At 42.3% G+C, this 18,184-nt stretch carries 14 protein-coding genes, 1 pseudogene and 1 CRISPR repeat array; of the genes and pseudogenes, 3 read left to right on the forward strand and 12 right to left on the reverse strand.

Annotation, left to right across the window (positions count from 1 at the left end; translation table 11 throughout):
- Positions 1-445: 445 nt before the first annotated feature.
- Positions 446-3,637: a beta strand repeat-containing protein gene (locus ACQY1Y_RS18545; protein ID WP_430013319.1), complete on the forward strand. Its 3,192-nt coding sequence runs from the start codon at positions 446-448 to the stop codon at positions 3,635-3,637.
- 112 nt (positions 3,638-3,749) lie between these two features.
- Positions 3,750-4,227, forward strand: a pseudogene (locus ACQY1Y_RS18550) (IS1634 family transposase); the annotation flags it as partial.
- A 564-nt stretch (positions 4,228-4,791) separates the two neighbouring features.
- Here the strand turns inward: ACQY1Y_RS18550 and ACQY1Y_RS18555 are convergent.
- From ACQY1Y_RS18555 to ACQY1Y_RS18610, 12 genes are all read right to left on the reverse strand, one after another.
- Positions 4,792-6,468: an RAMP superfamily protein gene (locus tag ACQY1Y_RS18555; RefSeq protein WP_430013320.1), complete on the reverse strand. Its 1,677-nt coding sequence runs from the start codon at positions 6,466-6,468 to the stop codon at positions 4,792-4,794.
- A 5-nt stretch (positions 6,469-6,473) separates the two neighbouring features.
- Positions 6,474-6,881, reverse strand: coding sequence for a hypothetical protein (locus ACQY1Y_RS18560; protein WP_002779055.1), 408 nt, complete (start codon positions 6,879-6,881; stop codon positions 6,474-6,476).
- Positions 6,882-6,900: 19 nt separating this feature from the next.
- On the reverse strand, positions 6,901-7,728 hold the full coding sequence (locus tag ACQY1Y_RS18565) for an RAMP superfamily CRISPR-associated protein (RefSeq protein ID WP_069474141.1): 828 nt from the start codon (positions 7,726-7,728) through the stop codon (positions 6,901-6,903).
- A gap of 142 nt (positions 7,729-7,870) precedes the next feature.
- Positions 7,871-7,996, reverse strand: coding sequence for a hypothetical protein (locus ACQY1Y_RS18570; RefSeq protein ID WP_430013321.1), 126 nt, complete (start codon positions 7,994-7,996; stop codon positions 7,871-7,873).
- A 142-nt stretch (positions 7,997-8,138) separates the two neighbouring features.
- Positions 8,139-9,122, reverse strand: a complete 984-nt coding sequence (locus ACQY1Y_RS18575) for a type III-B CRISPR module-associated Cmr3 family protein (protein ID WP_004268164.1) — start codon at positions 9,120-9,122, stop codon at positions 8,139-8,141.
- A gap of 10 nt (positions 9,123-9,132) precedes the next feature.
- On the reverse strand, positions 9,133-10,557 hold the full coding sequence (locus ACQY1Y_RS18580; RefSeq protein WP_430013322.1) for a Cas10/Cmr2 second palm domain-containing protein: 1,425 nt from the start codon (positions 10,555-10,557) through the stop codon (positions 9,133-9,135).
- Between the two features lie 7 nt (positions 10,558-10,564).
- Positions 10,565-11,596 (reverse strand): SAVED domain-containing protein, encoded by a 1,032-nt coding sequence (locus ACQY1Y_RS18585; protein WP_430013323.1) that lies wholly within the window; start codon positions 11,594-11,596, stop codon positions 10,565-10,567.
- Positions 11,597-11,611: 15 nt separating this feature from the next.
- A complete protein-coding gene (locus tag ACQY1Y_RS18590; protein ID WP_430013324.1) occupies positions 11,612-12,214 on the reverse strand; it encodes a Uma2 family endonuclease in 603 nt (200 codons plus the stop codon).
- A 672-nt stretch (positions 12,215-12,886) separates the two neighbouring features.
- A CRISPR array of direct repeats spans positions 12,887-13,429; the repeat unit is 36 nt; unit sequence CCTTACCTATTAGGTCAAATAGGATTAGTTGGAAAC.
- Between the two features lie 633 nt (positions 13,430-14,062).
- The gene (gene hpsU, locus ACQY1Y_RS18595; RefSeq protein ID WP_046661380.1) at positions 14,063-14,653 is read right to left on the reverse strand and encodes a hormogonium polysaccharide biosynthesis acetyltransferase HpsU; all 591 of its coding nucleotides are present in this window, start codon (positions 14,651-14,653) and stop codon (positions 14,063-14,065) included.
- 5 nt (positions 14,654-14,658) lie between these two features.
- Complete coding sequence (locus ACQY1Y_RS18600) at positions 14,659-15,609, reverse strand: glycosyltransferase family 2 protein (RefSeq protein WP_002752838.1); 951 nt, start codon at positions 15,607-15,609, stop codon at positions 14,659-14,661.
- A gap of 148 nt (positions 15,610-15,757) precedes the next feature.
- On the reverse strand, positions 15,758-16,423 hold the full coding sequence (locus tag ACQY1Y_RS18605) for an urease accessory protein UreF (protein ID WP_430013325.1): 666 nt from the start codon (positions 16,421-16,423) through the stop codon (positions 15,758-15,760).
- Between the two features lie 28 nt (positions 16,424-16,451).
- On the reverse strand, positions 16,452-16,955 hold the full coding sequence (locus ACQY1Y_RS18610) for a MogA/MoaB family molybdenum cofactor biosynthesis protein (RefSeq protein WP_016514428.1): 504 nt from the start codon (positions 16,953-16,955) through the stop codon (positions 16,452-16,454).
- 314 nt (positions 16,956-17,269) lie between these two features.
- On the opposite strand from ACQY1Y_RS18610, the gene ACQY1Y_RS18615 reads away from it, so the two are divergent.
- A complete protein-coding gene (locus ACQY1Y_RS18615; protein WP_420065461.1) occupies positions 17,270-18,127 on the forward strand; it encodes an IS5-like element ISMae4 family transposase in 858 nt (285 codons plus the stop codon).
- Positions 18,128-18,184 lie beyond the last annotated feature (57 nt).

Raw genomic sequence — 18,184 nt, forward strand, 5'->3', positions numbered from 1 at the left:
GTTTCCTACTGTCTTTGCACTGATTACTGATTACTGTTTACTGTTCACAGCAAAAAACTCCCCACAGCCTACACCCAGCCTAGACTTTAACCTCGTTGTCACCCTTTCAGGGCGGAGATGCTGATGGTAGTGACGAGCCTGCGTTCTCAGAACCGCAATGTTTTGGAATTTATAACCGAGGAACCCTTCGCGCCTCTGGGAGGAGTAGTAATTCTCCCTCTCTGCTACCCCAGGAGAGTCCTTCCATAGAATCAATGCCACTGGCTGCTTGCCCCCCCTAAATGGTTACATACGCTACATAATCTGTTATCATTTAGATACGGCGGTTCCTCTATCCGTGTGGCACCGATAACTCTTTATTGGATAAGCGTTTCCACTTAGAAGATGTACCAGACTGAGCCTGAATCTGCCGTATGTATAGAATTGTTGATTGGGAATTTTTATTATGACATTGCAGGAAGGCACTTACACCTGGGAATACGGCGACACCACCCAGGCTCTCTGGTTCACCGCTTCTTACAACACAGTCACAAATCAATGGACTGTTGATATGAAGAAGGGGTCAATGGACCTCAACGCGTTATGGTGGTCGAATGGCGATAGCAACGCGGATGGGACTATCAGATTGTTATCGAAGGATAACAGTCTCAATATGAATGGGACTGGTATCGTCTGGGATGGATACGACAAGATTTCCGATACGGGGTTAACGGGAACGGAGCATAATGGCAGCAGTCTTCTGACTGCGGGTAATACCTATACTTACAGCTACAGCAAGGATCAAGGGGTAGAGATTGAATCGTTATTGGCTCAGGGTGTTGTCACCCTTGGTGTCAGAGCCACAAGCGTCAACGGCACTGGTGGTATCAAGGCGGTAGATGGGCAATTTGTTTTCGTTCCCTACGACAATACCCCACCCACAGTGACGGTCGATATCGTTAATGCTTCTCTGAACGACGGAACTAACAGTTCTCTAGTCACCTTTGAATTCAGCGAAGATGTCGCCGGTTTTGACAACAGTGATGTGAACGTCAGCGGTGGAACCCTGAGCGACTTCACCCTGGTGGATGGTAACAGCTATACGGCCATCTTCACGGCCGACGACGCGGTGGAAACCATTGGCTCGGTGTCCGTGGCAGCCGATAGCTACACCGATATTGCCGGTAACAATGGTGGAGCGGGTACGGATACGGTGACGATTGACACGCTCAATCCGACCCTTGCACTGGACATTGTTGATGCTTCCTTGAACGACGGAGACAACAGTTCTCTAGTCAGCTTTGAATTCAGCGAAGATGTCACCGGTTTTGACAACAGTGATGTGAACGTCAGCGGTGGAACCCTGAGCGACTTCACCCAGGTGGATGGTAACAGCTATACGGCCATCTTCACGGCCGACGACGCGGTGGAAACCATTGGCTCGGTGTCCGTGGCAGCCGATAGCTACACCGATATTGCCGGTAACAATGGTGGAGCGGGTACGGATACGGTGACGATTGACACGCTCAATCCGACCCTTGCACTGGACATTGTTGATGCTTCCTTGAACGACGGAGACAACAGTTCTCTAGTCAGCTTTGAATTCAGCGAAGATGTCACCGGTTTTGACAACAGTGATGTGAACGTCAGCGGTGGAACCCTGAGCGACTTCACCCAGGTGGATGGTAACAGCTATACGGCCATCTTCACGGCCGACGACGCGGTGGAAACCATTGGCTCGGTGTCCGTGGCAGCCGATAGCTACACCGATATTGCCGGTAACAATGGTGGAGCGGGTACGGATACGGTGACGATTGACACGCTCAATCCGACCCTTGCACTGGACATTGTTGATGCTTCCTTGAACGACGGAGACAACAGTTCTCTAGTCAGCTTTGAATTCAGCGAAGATGTCACCGGTTTTGACAACAGTGATGTGAACGTCAGCGGTGGAACCCTGAGCGACTTCACCCAGGTGGATGGTAACAGCTATACGGCCATCTTCACGGCCGACGACGCGGTGGAAACCATTGGCTCGGTGTCCGTGGCAGCCGATAGCTACAGCGACGTGGCAGGTAACACCGGCTCCGCAGGCTCGGATACGGTGACGATTGACACCAAAAATCCGACCCTCGCAGTCGATATCGTTGATACTTCCCTCAACGACGACGATAACAGTTCTCTGGTAACCTTTGAGTTCAGCGAAGATGTCGCCGGTTTTGACAACAGTGATGTGAACGTCATCGGCGGAACACTGAGCGACTTCACCCTGGTGGATGGTAACAGCTATACGGCCATCTTCACGGCCGACGACGCGGTGGAAACCACCGGCTCGGTGTCCGTGGCAGCCGATAGCTACAGCGATATTGCCGGTAACAATGGTGGAGCGGGTACGGACACGGTGACGATTGACACCAAAAATCCGACCCTCGCAGTCGATATCGTTGATCCTTCCCTCAACGACGACGATAACAGTTCTCTGGTAACCTTTGAATTCAGCGAAGATGTCACCGGTTTTGACAACAGTGATGTGAACGTCAGCGGTGGAACCCTGAGCGACTTCACCCTGGTGGATGGCAGCAGCTATACGGCCATCTTCACGGCCGACGATGCGGTGGAAACCACCGGCTCGGTGTCCGTGGCAGCGGCCAGCTACACCGACGTGGCGGGCAAAGATGGTGGAGCCGGCTCGGATACGGTGACGATTGATACGCTCAATCCGACAGTGGGCATCAACTTTGCCAGCCAACTGCTCACTGGCCAGAACTTTAGCACTACAGTTACCTTCCAGTTCAGCGAAGCCGTAAGCGGTTTCGCCGCCAGCGACGTGACCCTGACCAACGGGGTGCTGAGCAACTTCACCGGCAGCGGCAGCAGCTACACCGCCACGTTCACTGCCACCAACTTCCAGTCAGCAACGGGAACAGTGGCAGTGTCCAACGACTATTTCGATACCCTTGGCAACCAGGGTGTTGCCAATTCGGCCAACATCGCTATGACCGTGGGCGTCGGTCCTGACCCGAATGATGGTCCGTCTGGAGGCGATAGTGTGATTGGCTCAGGTACAATTGGCGCGGATTCCATCACTGGATCAACCGGTAATGACACCATCAATGGCGGCGAAGGCACTGACACCATCAATGGCGGCGACGGCAACGACATCATCGACGGCGGCAACGGCTACGACACTATCAGGGGCGGCACCGGCAACGACACCATCAGCGGAATCGGCGGCTTTGATCTGATCTACGGCGGATCTGGCAATGATATCATCAATGGTGGTAATGGTAATGACACCATCGTCGGCGGGTTCGGCAATGATTCCCTCGCTGGTAGCGGCGGCAACGACACCTTCCAGTTCCTGAGCATCTACGACCGGCAGGATGTGATTACCAATTTCAGTGCAATTTCCGGCGATACCGACACCATCGTGTTCAATACCACTGGTGCCAGCGCCTTCACGTCCTTGGGTAGCGTGTCTTTGGGAACCACAAACTATACCGACGCCCTTGCAGCTGGCTACCTCACCTACAGCGGTGGGGTACTCTCCTACGATGCCGATGGTTCCGCGGGATCAACCTTCAGTCCGTTGGCGATCATCACGTTGACGGGATCTCCTACTCTCAGTAACACCAACGTACTGTTCCAGAACCTCTAGCTCAAGCAGGCATTCCCCGCCTTATTTCTCCGGCCACTGCTGGCCATTATTGCGGGGAATGTTCTTAACTTCTTCTGCTCTGCACCTGCTGGTAATGATTTGGTAGTAAATGTTGATGGATGCAGCGACAACGGTTAAAGCTTATAAAAGTGTATCTCAAGTGGAGGAGGCATTTCGCTGTTATAAGTCAATTGATTTAAAGGTGCGTCCTATCTATCATTATCAGGGTGATAGAATCAAAGCCCATATCTTTTTGTGTATGTTGGCTTATTATGTGGAATGGCATTTAAAACAGTGCTTGGCTCCTTGGTTATTTGAGGATGAAGAAATTGATGATAGTTCTCTGAATGTGATTAAAGCTAGTCGCAGTGAATCCGCTCAATCTAAAGAGAGAAAAAAACGGAATCAAGAAAACCTCCCTGTGCATAGTTTTCGGACTTTGTTGGAAGACCTGGGGACAATTTGCTTGCATACAGTAGAATGTACGATTAGAGAAGGAAGTTATCGTTTTTCTAAGATAACTTGACCGACTGAACTACAACAATCATGCGTTAGATTTATTAGGGGTTTCCCTAATTTGTACCCAGTAACGGGGCGGCGGAAATTCTTTTAATCCCTCCTACAGCACAGGTTATGGCCTTTTGTCAACAGGGAAGTCCAGTAATAGGTAAGAGATAAGAGTAGGGCTAATTCCGGAATTAGCCCTACTTTTTTAGGTTCCAACTAATCCTATTTGACCTAATAGGTAAAGACTACTCGAAACCGTCGAGCCGGATTGGGGAATAGCCTTGATGTTTCCAACTAATCCTATTTGACCTAATAGGTAATGGTGGTTCGATTGTCCATATCGACACCTACGATAAGAAGTTTCCAACTAATCCTATTTGACCCAATAGGTAAGGTTGCGAAAATTTCAAAGGCACTTGGTTAGAATGGGTGGAATTGCTTCCAACTAATCCTATTTGACCTAATAGGTAAGGCGATTACTTGGACAAGCGGACTAAATGAGGGGTTAACGTTTCCAACTAATCCTATTTGACCTAATAGGTAAGGGATAAGAGTAAGGCTAATTAATGAATTAGCCTTACTCTTTATGTTTCCAACTAATCCTAATTTGTCATTAATTTTGCTTAGGTACTTAACTATAAACGAGATTATTTCGGCCAAAGTTTTTGAAATTTTCCCTCTTGACCATTATTCTCGTCTAGAAAACCTAGAAAATAAGCACAATCATCAGAGTCATCAGGAAAAATTGTTAATAATTCTAGATATTTATAGGTGTCTTTCGGTCTTTTTTTGCCCTGTTCAGTAGTGATAATATTCACAAGGGGATACATTCGATGCCAAAGACGACCAACTTGATTGATATTTTTTGTTACTATTCCTGTCACCGAGGTTTTATAGATACTTAAATCATCCAATTTTTGATAGGCTTTGTGAAGCCATTTTATGGCTAGGGAATCATCTTTATCTTCGGCAATTCTTCCCCAAACTTCGACATTTTTAGGATGCCAACTTTCTCGCCAGTTAGCACTATTATCGGGAGTTATGGGGATATTTTGTTGTAAGGACATCCATTGTTTAGCAATAGTGCGAACATCTTTGATAAAGGGATGAACATGAGTTAAATCTATGACTTTATTATCGTTGATTAAAGAACTTTTATCCCCCCATTGCCAATGACAGCCAATTAAGGGTTTATTGGGATAATAATCCTCATAGAAAATACTATGATCTGCTCGTCGCCATGATTTACCAAATCCTCCTAATAACATGGCAAAACGAGTGAGAAAACAAATTAATTTTTTTAAGCATTCTTGCTGGTTTTCGGGGAGAGATTGGGATTGGGTGAGAATCCAGCGCAATTCTCCTGTTACTGTGTAGGTGGGTTCGTTGTAACCCTTGGCAAAGGTTCCTAACTCTAGAGATTTGACACAAAAATCGACCGCTAGTAAACCTTGGCTTGCTTCTCCGTCAATTCCTCCAAATAGCTGATTAACTAACTTTTCGGCATTTTTAGCATCAGTTAAACCGCCAAAAATACGCAAGGCATGACCGCGAATTGCTCCTCGAAAAATATTGGGTCGAAATTCCCTTGCACCATCGAGGCTTTTAGGAGCCATTCCTTGCCCTTTCAGAAAACATTTATATAAAGGTTCTTTTGAAGATTTAATGTCTTTTGGTAAGCCGTAACCGCTACTAACACGGCATCCTAGACCAGATTCTAAAGCTCTTTCCCAGATAGTCCAAATCTCCTCCCAATCGGGTTGTTCTATTGAGGTAGAAATGCCAAATTTTAGGGTAGGTTGATAGAGAGAAATTAAAGCAAAACCACTTTCTCCACTGGGTTTTTGTCGAGTGTTTGGGGTTTTTACTTGCCATCCCTGTTGCGGGTGAACAATATCTAAAAGATTTTCCGTCCAATCATTAACGGGATAACCGCCATGGAAGCGCAAAAGACTAGGGTTATCGCTATCTTTTTCGAGGTGATAACGTTGTTTTTGTTCGGGGGTGCAAGCTTGACAAAAGGCTCCTTTCATGCTGGAACCGGGATAAAATGGTATGCCATAAGCACCCATTACAGGCCGAATTATTCCTTCATCTTGTCCCCCATTAGTGACGAATCGCCACGATATTTGATATTCTTTGGTTTTTACTTCTTGACCAAATTGGGGAGGATTTTCATCGACTCGTTCTATCCATTCCTTTACCCATTTTTGGCTATCATTTTCATCTTTTTTAGAGTCAATATATTGTAATTGCGATCGCCCTTTGGTTTGTGCGCGAAACATCAGGGGGATTTTGTCACCAATATCGGGAATATTAACCATATAATTTATCGCTCCTTTGTTCCTTTATATCTTTGAGTCCACCAAACTAAACAATCGCATAGTTGCGTTAAAACAGCGAGGGTAATTCTCTGGTCTTCTAGCTTTAATTCCCAGAGTTTTTCTGCCATTACTTGAACAGATTCGGTATCATTTACCTGTACGGTATCGTTAGGGATAGGAATCCCCGCTTCTGCCATGGTTTCGACTAATTTATCCCAAGTTTCTTTCCAGTATTGTGCCTTATTGGGTTCCTTGGATTGTAAGCGCAGATGTTCACCCCAGAATCTTTCTAGTCCATAGGAAACGGATTCACGCATTTTAAAAGATTGATTGAGAGAATCTCGATCCCGTAGTTTGGCAGCGAGAACTAATTTCTGAGCAATGCGATCGAGATTGTATTCTTTCCAAGCCATAATATTAGATAAAATGTAATTATTGATTAGCGTAGTTTAAAATAGTAACTTGGCAACGACCAAAACCGATAGATTCTAATCCTCCGAAATATAATTCTTTTTGGTTTACCGATTCTCCAAAAGGTTGCCATCCTGTTTCTTTGCAAGCAATGGGAAAAACTAAAATACTACCCACGGGTAAAGCTTCCACATTGAAAAAAGCTCCTTTTTCTGTATCCACTTTTTTCTGACCTTCTAGTAGTTTAACCCGGCTTTGTCGGTAGAGTGCCATATCGTGCAGCATGGATATATCGTTATCATCAACGACGACTAATTGAGAAGCTTTTAAATCCGCTTGCGGGGGAATCCAGGGGGAAAGCTCCTCTAAGTGTTCAATTTCGAGAAATCCTAAGTTAAAAAATAAAACTTTGCTATTGCGGTTAACTCCCTGCACTACTCGCGCTTGTAAACTAGGGGAAGCAGTATAGGGATTGGGTACTTTTGCAGAGATTCCCGTGATTTGTTTGTAGCGTTTTAATAATAGGGGAGAAGTAACCCAAACTATCGGCTGCCCCGGACAAAATACCGGCAACCAAACGAGGGAAGCATATTCAAATTTAACTTTTGCTTCGGTGGTTCCTCCGTCTTCTTGTCCTGGGATTGTTTCGTGTCCGTACCATGTACGTTTTTCATCTATATTGTTCATATCGGCACGAAAACGGCCGCGAATAGAACTACCGGGGATAATTGCTGTTTGGGTGAATTGGTCACGAAAAATGAGGTTAAGATTACCCGTTTCTTCTCCTGCGGTTGCTCCCACATGAAGGGGTGCTAAGGTTTCAAGTATGCCATAACTTTTGTGATACATTTTTTGGTAAAAGTGAGTATTTTAGATGCTTAGGGATTATTCTAAACTAGGTTAACATTAATGTCAGGATTTTCTAAGATTTTGTTAATATTTGATCGTGGTATTTAGGCTATTAGGACAGCACAAAGCTATAGGTTTAGTCTTAATCAATTGCAACACCCTTTAATAATTCATCGATTTCTTTAGCCATTTCCTCTGTGTAAGGAGTGAGAGAAGAAGGGTTTTTAAAGGCATCTTCTACAAAAAAATCTAAAAACATACGCAGCATTTTATTTTTGCTAATTTTTGAGCTTTGATTATTACCACTTTTTCAATAATCTAATAAAGCTTTTCGGGTAAATCTAGTTTTTAGTTTTGCCATAGCTATCACTTATTCTCGTCTCATTTACCCTACTCAATAATTATAGGCTTTATTTGGCAATATTTTCTAAGGGTAAGGCTAATCCGCAGCCCCAACGTTTGAGAGAAACCCCTTCGCTGGGGAACCAAGATTCCTGCCAATTTTGCCAAGATGGTAAGGGGTTTTTTAAGCGATAAACTGTTCCTGCGGGAACTGCATAACGTCCCCTAGATAAGCGCTTAACTTTATCTTTTCCTCCGAATCGATAACGATAGGTTATTGGTCTTTCGGTGTTGAGGGTTTCTAATTGCCAATCACTGGGATTGCGAGTTGATAGGCGATTTGTTCCCCAGATTGCGGCAGTAATGAGGGCAAAATATTGACCGACATCTTGATTAAATAAAGTTTGGAGATGGCTGCTTAGTTCAAGTGATTTAACTTCCACTAGATGGGATTCTCCACCAAAGCGATACCAGCCATTTTCTAGGGGTTGATTAGCTAAATAAACTAGACAAGCATCTGGATGTAACTGGACGGCATTTTCGAGGAATAATTCTCCAGTTTTTACCTTTCTTTGCTCCTCTAACAAACGCGGATGGAGATGGGGATGATATTGCCACGGAGAACCATAGGCTTTTTGAGGATTATACCATTGGTTGATAGGAATCCAACTATCTCGATCGAATTTTCCCTCAATTTGTTTACTGTCTTTCTCTTGCCATTTTTCTTGCCATGTTAAGGTGTGTTGAATTTTTCCATTGTCGTTATTTTCTTGGTCTTGAAAATAATTTGCGAGGGGTTTTTTAGCCAAATAAATAAAGGGAGTGGGGACAAAAAAGTTATCTGGTTGTTCACTGTTTGCCCAAAAAGGGCCGGCAATTTGTAAATCGCGAATATTGGTGGGATTGCTGTGAGCAAATAGTCCCGAAACTGTGGCAGCAGTGGGGGGAAAACGATTTCCTGAACGTCCAACTAGATTTTCTGGAGACAGAAACGGACCGGCGCTACCGTAGAGAAATCCCAAAGGTTTAATTATGATCAGATATTGCAACATTTTTCTATGTTTAGGTGAGATGATTGGCCACTTTTGAGAGGTTAATTACCCAGTTATTTCTATCTTGGTGAGAGGTGGTATCGATGGGTATATTTTGATTAAAATAAAGGTTAAAAACTGCATTGGCAATATCGTGATTATCATCGGTAAAAGCGCGGCGATTTTCTAAAGTTGCTATATCATTATAGAAATGTGTCCAGTTTTTTCCTTCACTGCGATCGCAATAACTATCGAGGATATCTTTTAAGTTTTCCCAGGGACAAACCCACTCTAAATAGTTACCACTGTTAAAAAGAATTCGCACCGCTAGACGATTTTTACCTTGATTTTTAGCGGATTTTTCTGCTTCTCGACATTGTTGTAATATGTCACGCTGAGGAACTCCTGAAGCTGCCCAAACGAAACCGACGCTAACAGTTATATCCTGAGAATAACCGTGTTTTGGCCAGATTTCCCGATGAAATTGATCAAACCAATATAGACAATCTTGTAGGGTTAATTTTGGTTCTGATTTTTGTGGAAACAAAACCCCTAGAAAGTCATCTCCTCCCGCATAAATAATGCGACCAAAGTTAAGATGATTTTCTAGTTCTTCTCCCCATTGTCGCATTCTTTGACTAAATTCTTTTCGTGAGGATATGGACAGATTTTTTAGGTAATTTCCCATCCCGTCACCGTCCCCTTGAAACCATCCTGTATAGGATTTTTCCTCGTAGCGATTTAGTTCCACAAATTTTTTAGGAAGTTCTAGGTTTAAAGGCTTGCCAATATCATATAATGTAATCATTCTTTTGACTAATTCGGGAATGCTAAGACGTTCGGTTTCATCGAGGATAGCATTAGAAAGTTTTTGACTTAATTGTTGATAAAATTCAGTGATTTGCTGATTTTGTTGGGAAATACTAGAATATAAAGGATGGGTTTGATCCGTCATTCCATACCAAACAATGGCATCGGAACCCGATAAGCTAGAACTTTCTCCTTGCCAATTAATTCCCGTCCAATCTCGTTGATATTTTTTCTGTTGCAGACTTTTAAACACACAATCGATCGAGTCCTCTTGCGCCCAGAAGAATTCCCAAGTATGATTAATCCATAGGTTCCATTCTCGTCGCCAAGTATAATTGTATTGTGGTAAATTTTGTTCAATCCAAACCCGACACTTATTAACCACTTTTTGCCATGCGTCATTGAAGACTTGTTCGGCCTCTTTTTTGGGAAAATTACCCGCGATTAAGATTTGGTTGGGAGTTCCTCTTTTAACGTCAATTAAAGCCGGAGAAATAAGGCTACATTCAGGATATTTATCCGCTGCCTGACAGATAGCATCGGCAAGATAGGATAATAAAAAAGAACCACCGTATAAGTCCCTTAGTTTACGCGATTTTTCGATGAATCCTTGCACAGGAGCAAAGGTAATTACAGTATAGTTCATTTTATCTTTATTGTCCTCGATAAAGTTTAAATTCCTGAAGATTAATAAGATTTCTGTAGGTAGAACTTTCGTATTGAGTTAGGAGAATTGGCCAGTATTGTTGAACTGCCATTCCGACAAGTATTCCCAAAGTTATAGGCATGGAATAAACTAGCTTAATCTCTTGATAGTTTTTTTGTTGAGCGATGTTGATAGTTTTAAAGATTTCTCTAGAATATTGTAGCCAATCTTCATTTTTTTCAATTGTACCACTGCCTTTACTTTTCAGATAAATTAAATCGCCGTAGTTTTCAATACTCTGATCATTAAGATTAATTTTATGGGAAGAAACATCAATGGCTATAGTTACTCTATCTTGACCTTTTTCGGTGACAACACGCTCAAATTTTTCGTATTCCTTAATATCTTCTTTGAGTTTGCGATCGCTAATTTCCACCACAGGATAATAACTATCAGAAGATTTATTATATTGAAAGATTTTTACTCCTTCGGTAGCGAGAATAGTGCCGACCATAATAGCGACGCTAATCGGACCGATATAGGCAAGATAAATAATAGTATTTTGGGGAGTTTTTTTCTTAAGTTTCTCTAGATTATAGCGTAGTATTTGCAGAAAAGTTTTCAGCATTTCTTGATCATAAATATCACAGGAGTAGTTAAAAATTAAATCTGTTTCGCTAATATTGAGATACTGGTCAAGATTATTTTGATGATCTTTGTATTTATTTTCTGTTTCGATGATATTAAAAAGCGATTGCAGAGCCTTATTACTATTAGCAAAATTAGCAATATTAATCACTATCGGTAGAGGAATCGCCTGATGTTTATAGAGGTCGTATTTCTGAGATTCTAGCCAGATACCGATGATAACTAGAGCCAAAGTAATCAGAAAAATTAGATAATATCCCTGGCCAAATTGATCGGCAATTAGTGCTAAAATAGCGGCGATGGCTAATGCTGCATTGGTGAGGGGATTAAAGATAATATTATAGGGATATTGACGCAGATTACTCAGGACATTTTTAAGAGATTTCAGCATAATTTTACTAGAGATTTAGGGCATAATATCGAGAAGACACAGAGACAATTCGGGAAAAACTGCCGAACTAATGCGCTCATAAAGACGATATAATTTTTGTTGATATTCATCACTTTCTAGCTGACAAATAGTCAAAGTAGGCTGTTTGGGTTTACCGATAAAAGAGATGCCACCCAATCCACGAAAATCGACAATCCAATATTCAGCAATACCTAAAGATGAGTATTCTTCAACTTTGCGTGCATAATCATCTTGCCAATTACTACTAACCACTTCTACCACTAATTTAATTGCTGGGGAGCTAGTTAAAATTGCTTGTTTTTCCCAGAGAGGTTCGGTGCTAAAGTCCACTTCATCCAAAATGATGACATCGGGACGTAAAGCAGTAGCTTGACCCGATTCTGGACGGAGCAAACAGTTTTTAGGAATTGTCCAGGGTAGATGTAATCGCAAGATTTCTCCCCACAGTCTTCCTGCGATTTTTCCCGCTACGGATTCCTGAAGTCCAGTGGGTTCCATGTCTCGCAACTCCCCGTCAATTAATTGATAGCGTGGGTCATCTCCATACTGGTTTAAAAAGTCTTCAAAAGTGAATAATTTAGGAGATAGGTAGGTCATGATTTTTATCGGATTAGACCTAAAGCTTGTTGTTGTTATCCATGATACTGATTGCTCGCCAGAATCGGGGGATTTTGGGGGTTAAAAAATCCTTAAAAAAACTCCCACCCCCGCTACCCTCCTTAATCAGTAGCTAGACAATTAAGTAGGTAGGTATTAAAAACTTTCAGATCCCCCCGCCTATCGGCACCCCCCTTATCAAGAGGGGCAGGGGGGATCGAACCTAAAATCCATTTTTAATTTAATTATAACCAGCTACTTAATTACAGATAATTACTTAAGCAAAATTAATTACACATCCAGAGGCGGAAACTGTACGCTAAAGTAGTAGAAAGGGTCAATCCTCAAGAGGATGATGTGCGCTTCTATGGGATTCCCGAAGAAGCTGTCTCTAGATTGTTGGTGATGGGAGGTTCTCCTCCTCAACTACCCCCAAATCTCTACATCATCTAGCTTGTCCCCTAACTCTTGACTGAAAATCGATGCACCCCCTCCCCGACCTAAAACCCCGATTCTCTGGTTGAGGTGCGTCGATTGCTCTCCCAGTCAGGGTTCTACCCTTTGGTATCGGGACTTTTACCCCCCCCAGTACCACTTTTTAACCCTCTTTTTGCAGGTGCGTCGATTTGGGGGTCTGTCTTCCCCTCTCGATGAGACTTTCCAAGGGGTACTCCTTACCTATTAGGTCAAATAGGATTAGTTGGAAACGAAAAGGAACTTAATAACTGCATCTGGTGCGGTCCTTACCTATTAGGTCAAATAGGATTAGTTGGAAACACTTATACAGCCCTCCTATAAATCCTATAAAAAAGCCTTACCTATTAGGTCAAATAGGATTAGTTGGAAACTGTATTCTACACCATCTTGTTTGGCCTTTTCCTTGCCTTACCTATTAGGTCAAATAGGATTAGTTGGAAATATCAAAAACATCTTGGGCTGTCCGGCGCATCAAAACCTTCCTTACCTATTAGGTCAAATAGGATTAGTTGGAAACCCGATAATTTCGCCATTTTCAACTCTATCAGCTAAAACCTTACCTATTAGGTCAAATAGGATTAGTTGGAAACCCATTGAGTAATAAAACATCGTCAAAGGCTATCTCGACCCTTACCTATTAGGTCAAATAGGATTAGTTGGAAACAAATTTTCTAGTGCGTCAAAAAGTTTTTGAGCGTCATACCTTACCTATTAGGTCAAATAGGATTAGTTGGAAACTAGAAAAAGGGTTTCTTTATAAACCCTTTTTCTGCCTTTCAATTTTGTCGAAATATCTATAAGTAGGTGGGTGGAATTAAATATAAAATGAACGTAGGTTGGGTTGAAGCATGAAACCCAACGCCCGATTATGTTACGCTACCGCTAACCCATCCTACAAATAATTGTGCCTACCTACTTAGGACATTCTGGGCGCACGCGATGCGCCCCTACCATTGGCACAATAATAATATTATTATTATTGTAGGGGCGAATTGCATTCGCCCAAATAATTGTGCCTACCTACTTAGGACATTCTGGGCGCACGCGATGCGCCCCTACCATTGGCACAATAATAATATTATTATTATTGTAGGGGCGAATTGCATTCGCCCAAATAATTGTGCCTACCTACTTAGGACATTCTGGGCGCACGCGATGCGCCCCTACCATTGGCACAATAATAATATTATTATTGTAGGGGCGAATTGCATTCGCCCTCTTTAATTAGAAACCCTTTTTCTAATAAATTGTGTCAAATATATCTTGACAAAAATCGATAAAAATGCTAATTAAATTACGAACAGCTTAATATGTCCCGTGGGAAACAGTGGGGCAAAAGCGAGCGGAAGACCGCCAAAAATGCCTCTTAGCTTAACTGCTATAAGAATTCATCTTTCTATCGTATTGAGGACGACAGGGACTACCCCAAGCGACCTTTTGAGCGGGAATATCGGCAAATACGCTGCTTCTTGCCCCAATAACAACATTAGAGCCAATTTTTACCCCCGGAGCCAAAAAACAATCGGCCGCGATCCATGTACCATTACCGATGAGGATGGGAGTGGTTTTTAAGCCAAAAGAGCGATCGCCGGGATCGTGACTGCCAGTGCAAAGATAGCATTTTTGAGAAATCACACAATGACTGCCGATGGTAACATTATCTAAACTATAAATCACCACATCATCGCCAATCCAAGTATAATCGCCGATCGCCACTTTCCAGGGATAAGTCACCCTTACCGTCGGGCGAATTTTCACCCCAAGGCCGATTTTAGCCCCAAATAGCCGCAAAACAGCGCAGCGAAAGCTATCCATCTGGTGCAAACTGAGGGGAAAAAGAATTCCCTGTACTAACCACCAAAGTAGGATAATTGGATTAGAACGACCGCGATCGAACCAAGATTGATCGTAGGTACGCAGATCTAGCCATGCTTCCTCATCGGTGCGGATTTCTGGGGACATAGGACCTATTTAATCATTTCTACCGGTTGAGGTTCCGAGGGTTTAATCGGGGGATTAACATGGGTATTAACGTTTAATTTACCGCCAAATCTCCGTAATTCGTACAATTTAACCCCAATTTGGTATTCATACTGACTCAAAAGACGACCGTAGATATAACCAGCTTTGCCATCCAAGAAACCGAGACGGATAACATAAAAGAGAATAAAGCGGAGCAGCGGTTTAAAGGGCAATTTTACCCAAATTTTCTTTAAAAAACGTTTTCTCTGCACCGCATCACCGAAGAGGTGCGCTCCGATCGTGCCGCTTTCGTCATTACCCGTGAGAATATTGTAATAAACCCGGGCCTCCCAGTTGGAATAACGATTATGTCTTTCTAACCAATGATAGATATCGCGGAAATCGATGTGCAGCATATCATTTTTTAGATAGCCCACCTTGCCATTAAGGATAACGTGTTCGTGAACTTCGTTATCTCCCGTGTTGGGTATATCTTCCGTGTTTAAATTCTCGTATCTACCCGACTTATGTTTAAATAAACGCAGATTCCAGTCGGGATACTTGCCACCATAACGGATCCATTGTCCGAGGAAGAAAACGCGACGATTGAGATAATAACCGTTATAGTTGGAATCTTGGATCACGGTGGCGATTTCGTCCCATAGTTCGGGGGTGATTCTCTCATCACAATCGACGATTAATACCCATTCGTTGCGAAAAGGCAGGTTATCGAGGGACCAGTTTTTCTTTTTCGGCCAACGACCATTAAAATAAAATTGGACTACATTAGCCCCATAGTTGGTAGATATTTCGATCGAGCGATCGATACTTTGGGAATCGACGACAAACACTTCATCAGCCCTAGCAACACTCTCTAAACAAGCGGGAAGGTTAGATTCCTCGTCTTTGGCGGGAATTAACACCGAAACGGGAATTTTTTCTGATTGACTAAACATTGGTACACTGTGGCTAGGTAAAGTGTTCGCATCTTTCCTTAAAACCCTCCGTCACTCAGAAAGTGAGAACTAGGACTTAAGATTTTTTTCAATCATACTATACCTTATTTGGTTTTTAAGTCATTCTCCTGCTTTTCTCCCTAAATTGCTAACTGCGAAATAGACGACTATACTGGGTTTCGTGGTTCATACTGGCAAAACTTAGCCCCCAACTCCAACTGGTCAGGTTTTCATCGGCTAAACTGATAATATCTGCTGTTGCTGTTAATAAACTGGGCTGTAAACCGATCAGAAGCGCTTGTCCTAGGGTTTGTCCAAGGGGAATTAAACGCAGTCCTGCATTGATTAAATTACTTGCCCAACTGTGTAAATAGCCTAAAACCGCTAATTCTTCCCCAATTTGCCAATGACTTGCCCCGATCGCAAAGGCGGTGGCATAATTAGCCTGTTCCAGTAGATTATCTCTGTCTGGTGCTAACTCCCGCAATAGGTTTAACAGCGATCGCCCCATTTGCCAGCTTTGTTGTCTTAATTCGGCCGTTTCCCGCGTTGCCGATAACCAATTGTCCCAATAATTAAGTTTTGTAAAATCTTCTTGACAAAAACAACGATATACCCTTAGCAAAACAGCCGCTTCTAAGCGAATCGAGCCTTGACAAAGCGATCGCTCTAACCAATCATTCAAGGTGGCACTATTGGAGATAATCCCCTTTTCGACGAGGGTTTCTAGCCCTTCGGAATAACTATAGGCCCCCACGGGTAAAATGGGACTAGCCAATTGTAATAAACACAAAAGTTCTTTTTGATCGAGCATAGAAAACCGAGAAAATTGTCCTTATCAATTATCCATTCATCTGTTTAACCAGATGTAAAATTTCAGGAAGAATCAGTTTTTCTAGGGCTAATTTAACGGCATTAGTGGAACCAGGGAGAGAAAAGACCAATAGGTTTTGATAAACCCCAGCTATTGCCCTCGATGCCATGGCACGGGAGCCGATTTCCTGATAGCTAAGATAACGAAATAATTCGCCAAAACCGGGCAAAGTAATCCTTAATAAAGGTACTAAAGCATCGTAGGTGGTGTCTCTAGGAGCAATACCCGTCCCCCCATTAAGAATTAAGACTTTTATCTGATTTTGATTGCTAATCTCTGGTAAAATTGCTTGAATTTGTAAGGGTTCATCGGGGATAATTAAGTATAGGCCGATATCGTGACCCGATCGAGTTAGTAACTCTTGAATTATTTGGCCACTTCTATCCGTCTCTGGGGTACGAGTATCGCTCACCGTGACTACGGCACAGGTAAGGTGAAGGGGGGTGGCGTCGGGATGGGGAATAAAGGTCATAATTAGGGTTTGCGGCAAAAAGTTTTTCTTGGGTGTAGGGTGTAGGGTGTAGGGTTTTACCGATTTTGAGGTAGTCAATTACCTAATTTTCAGGGAAAAAGTAGCTGAATTTTCCCCCCGATCACTCCCATATCGGATACTTTTTGATTGACAAAAAGTCTAAAAGTCTTATCCAACAAGGTTTTTAGATTAGACCTCTTGCATAATTTTTTTATGGTATAATATAAGGTTTTGCTTTTTTCTCAATTCTTAGATTGAAGTGGAAAAAAGAATAAAATGTGATCTTAGGTCAGGAAATCATCTATAATTTTGCTATGTTTATTAGCAAAATTATGGATTATCAAAACTTATCAGATGAACAATTCAAACGCCGTTTCGGTGTGTACAAACAAACATATAGAAAGATGGTAGAATCAGTAAAAAGTGTTGAAGCCGACTCTAATTCACCATCTAAAAGGGGACCGAAACCTAAACTATCTATAGAAGAACAAGTTTTAGTAACGTTAGAATATTGGCGAGAATATAGAACATATTTTCACATTGGTACAAGCTGGGAACTATCAGAATCAACTATATGTCGGATTGTAAATAAGACGGAAAAAATGCTTTTACAATCGGGAAACTTCCGTTTAAAAGGAAAAAAAGCTTTACTCAATCAAGCAGAGATACCGGTCGTAACGGTAATGGATGTGACGGAAACTCCCATTGAACGCCCCCAAAAGAAACAGAAAGATTTTTTTTCGGGTAAAAGAGGTTATCATACTTTAAAATCCCAATTAGTAGCTGATCAAAATACCGAGGAAATTATCTGTGTCTTTTGTGGGAAAGGTAGAGGTCATGATTTTAGTTTATTTAAAAAAAGTCGAGTTCGTTTTCATCCTTTAACTACCAGCATAGAAGACAGTGGTTATCAGGGAATAGCTGCATACCATAGTAATAGTTATACACCGAAAAAGAAATCGAAAAATAGAAAATTAACAGAGTTAGAAAAAGAGTATAACAAGGCTTTAGCCAAAGAAAGGATTATCATTGAACATATAAATAGGAAACTCAAAATCTTTAAAATCTTATCCTGTAAATATCGGAATCGTCGTCGAAGATATAGTTTAAGAGTTAACTTGTTGGCGGCTATTTATAACTGTGAGTTAGGGATAGGTATAGCAGCTTCTTAAAAGTTGCCTAAAGATTAATCAAGTCAAGGAGAATTTATTCTCAATTTTTATAATTGA

It is taken from the genome of Microcystis ichthyoblabe FBCC-A1114, from assembly GCF_050500245.1.
Lineage (GTDB): Bacteria > Cyanobacteriota > Cyanobacteriia > Cyanobacteriales > Microcystaceae > Microcystis > Microcystis ichthyoblabe_A.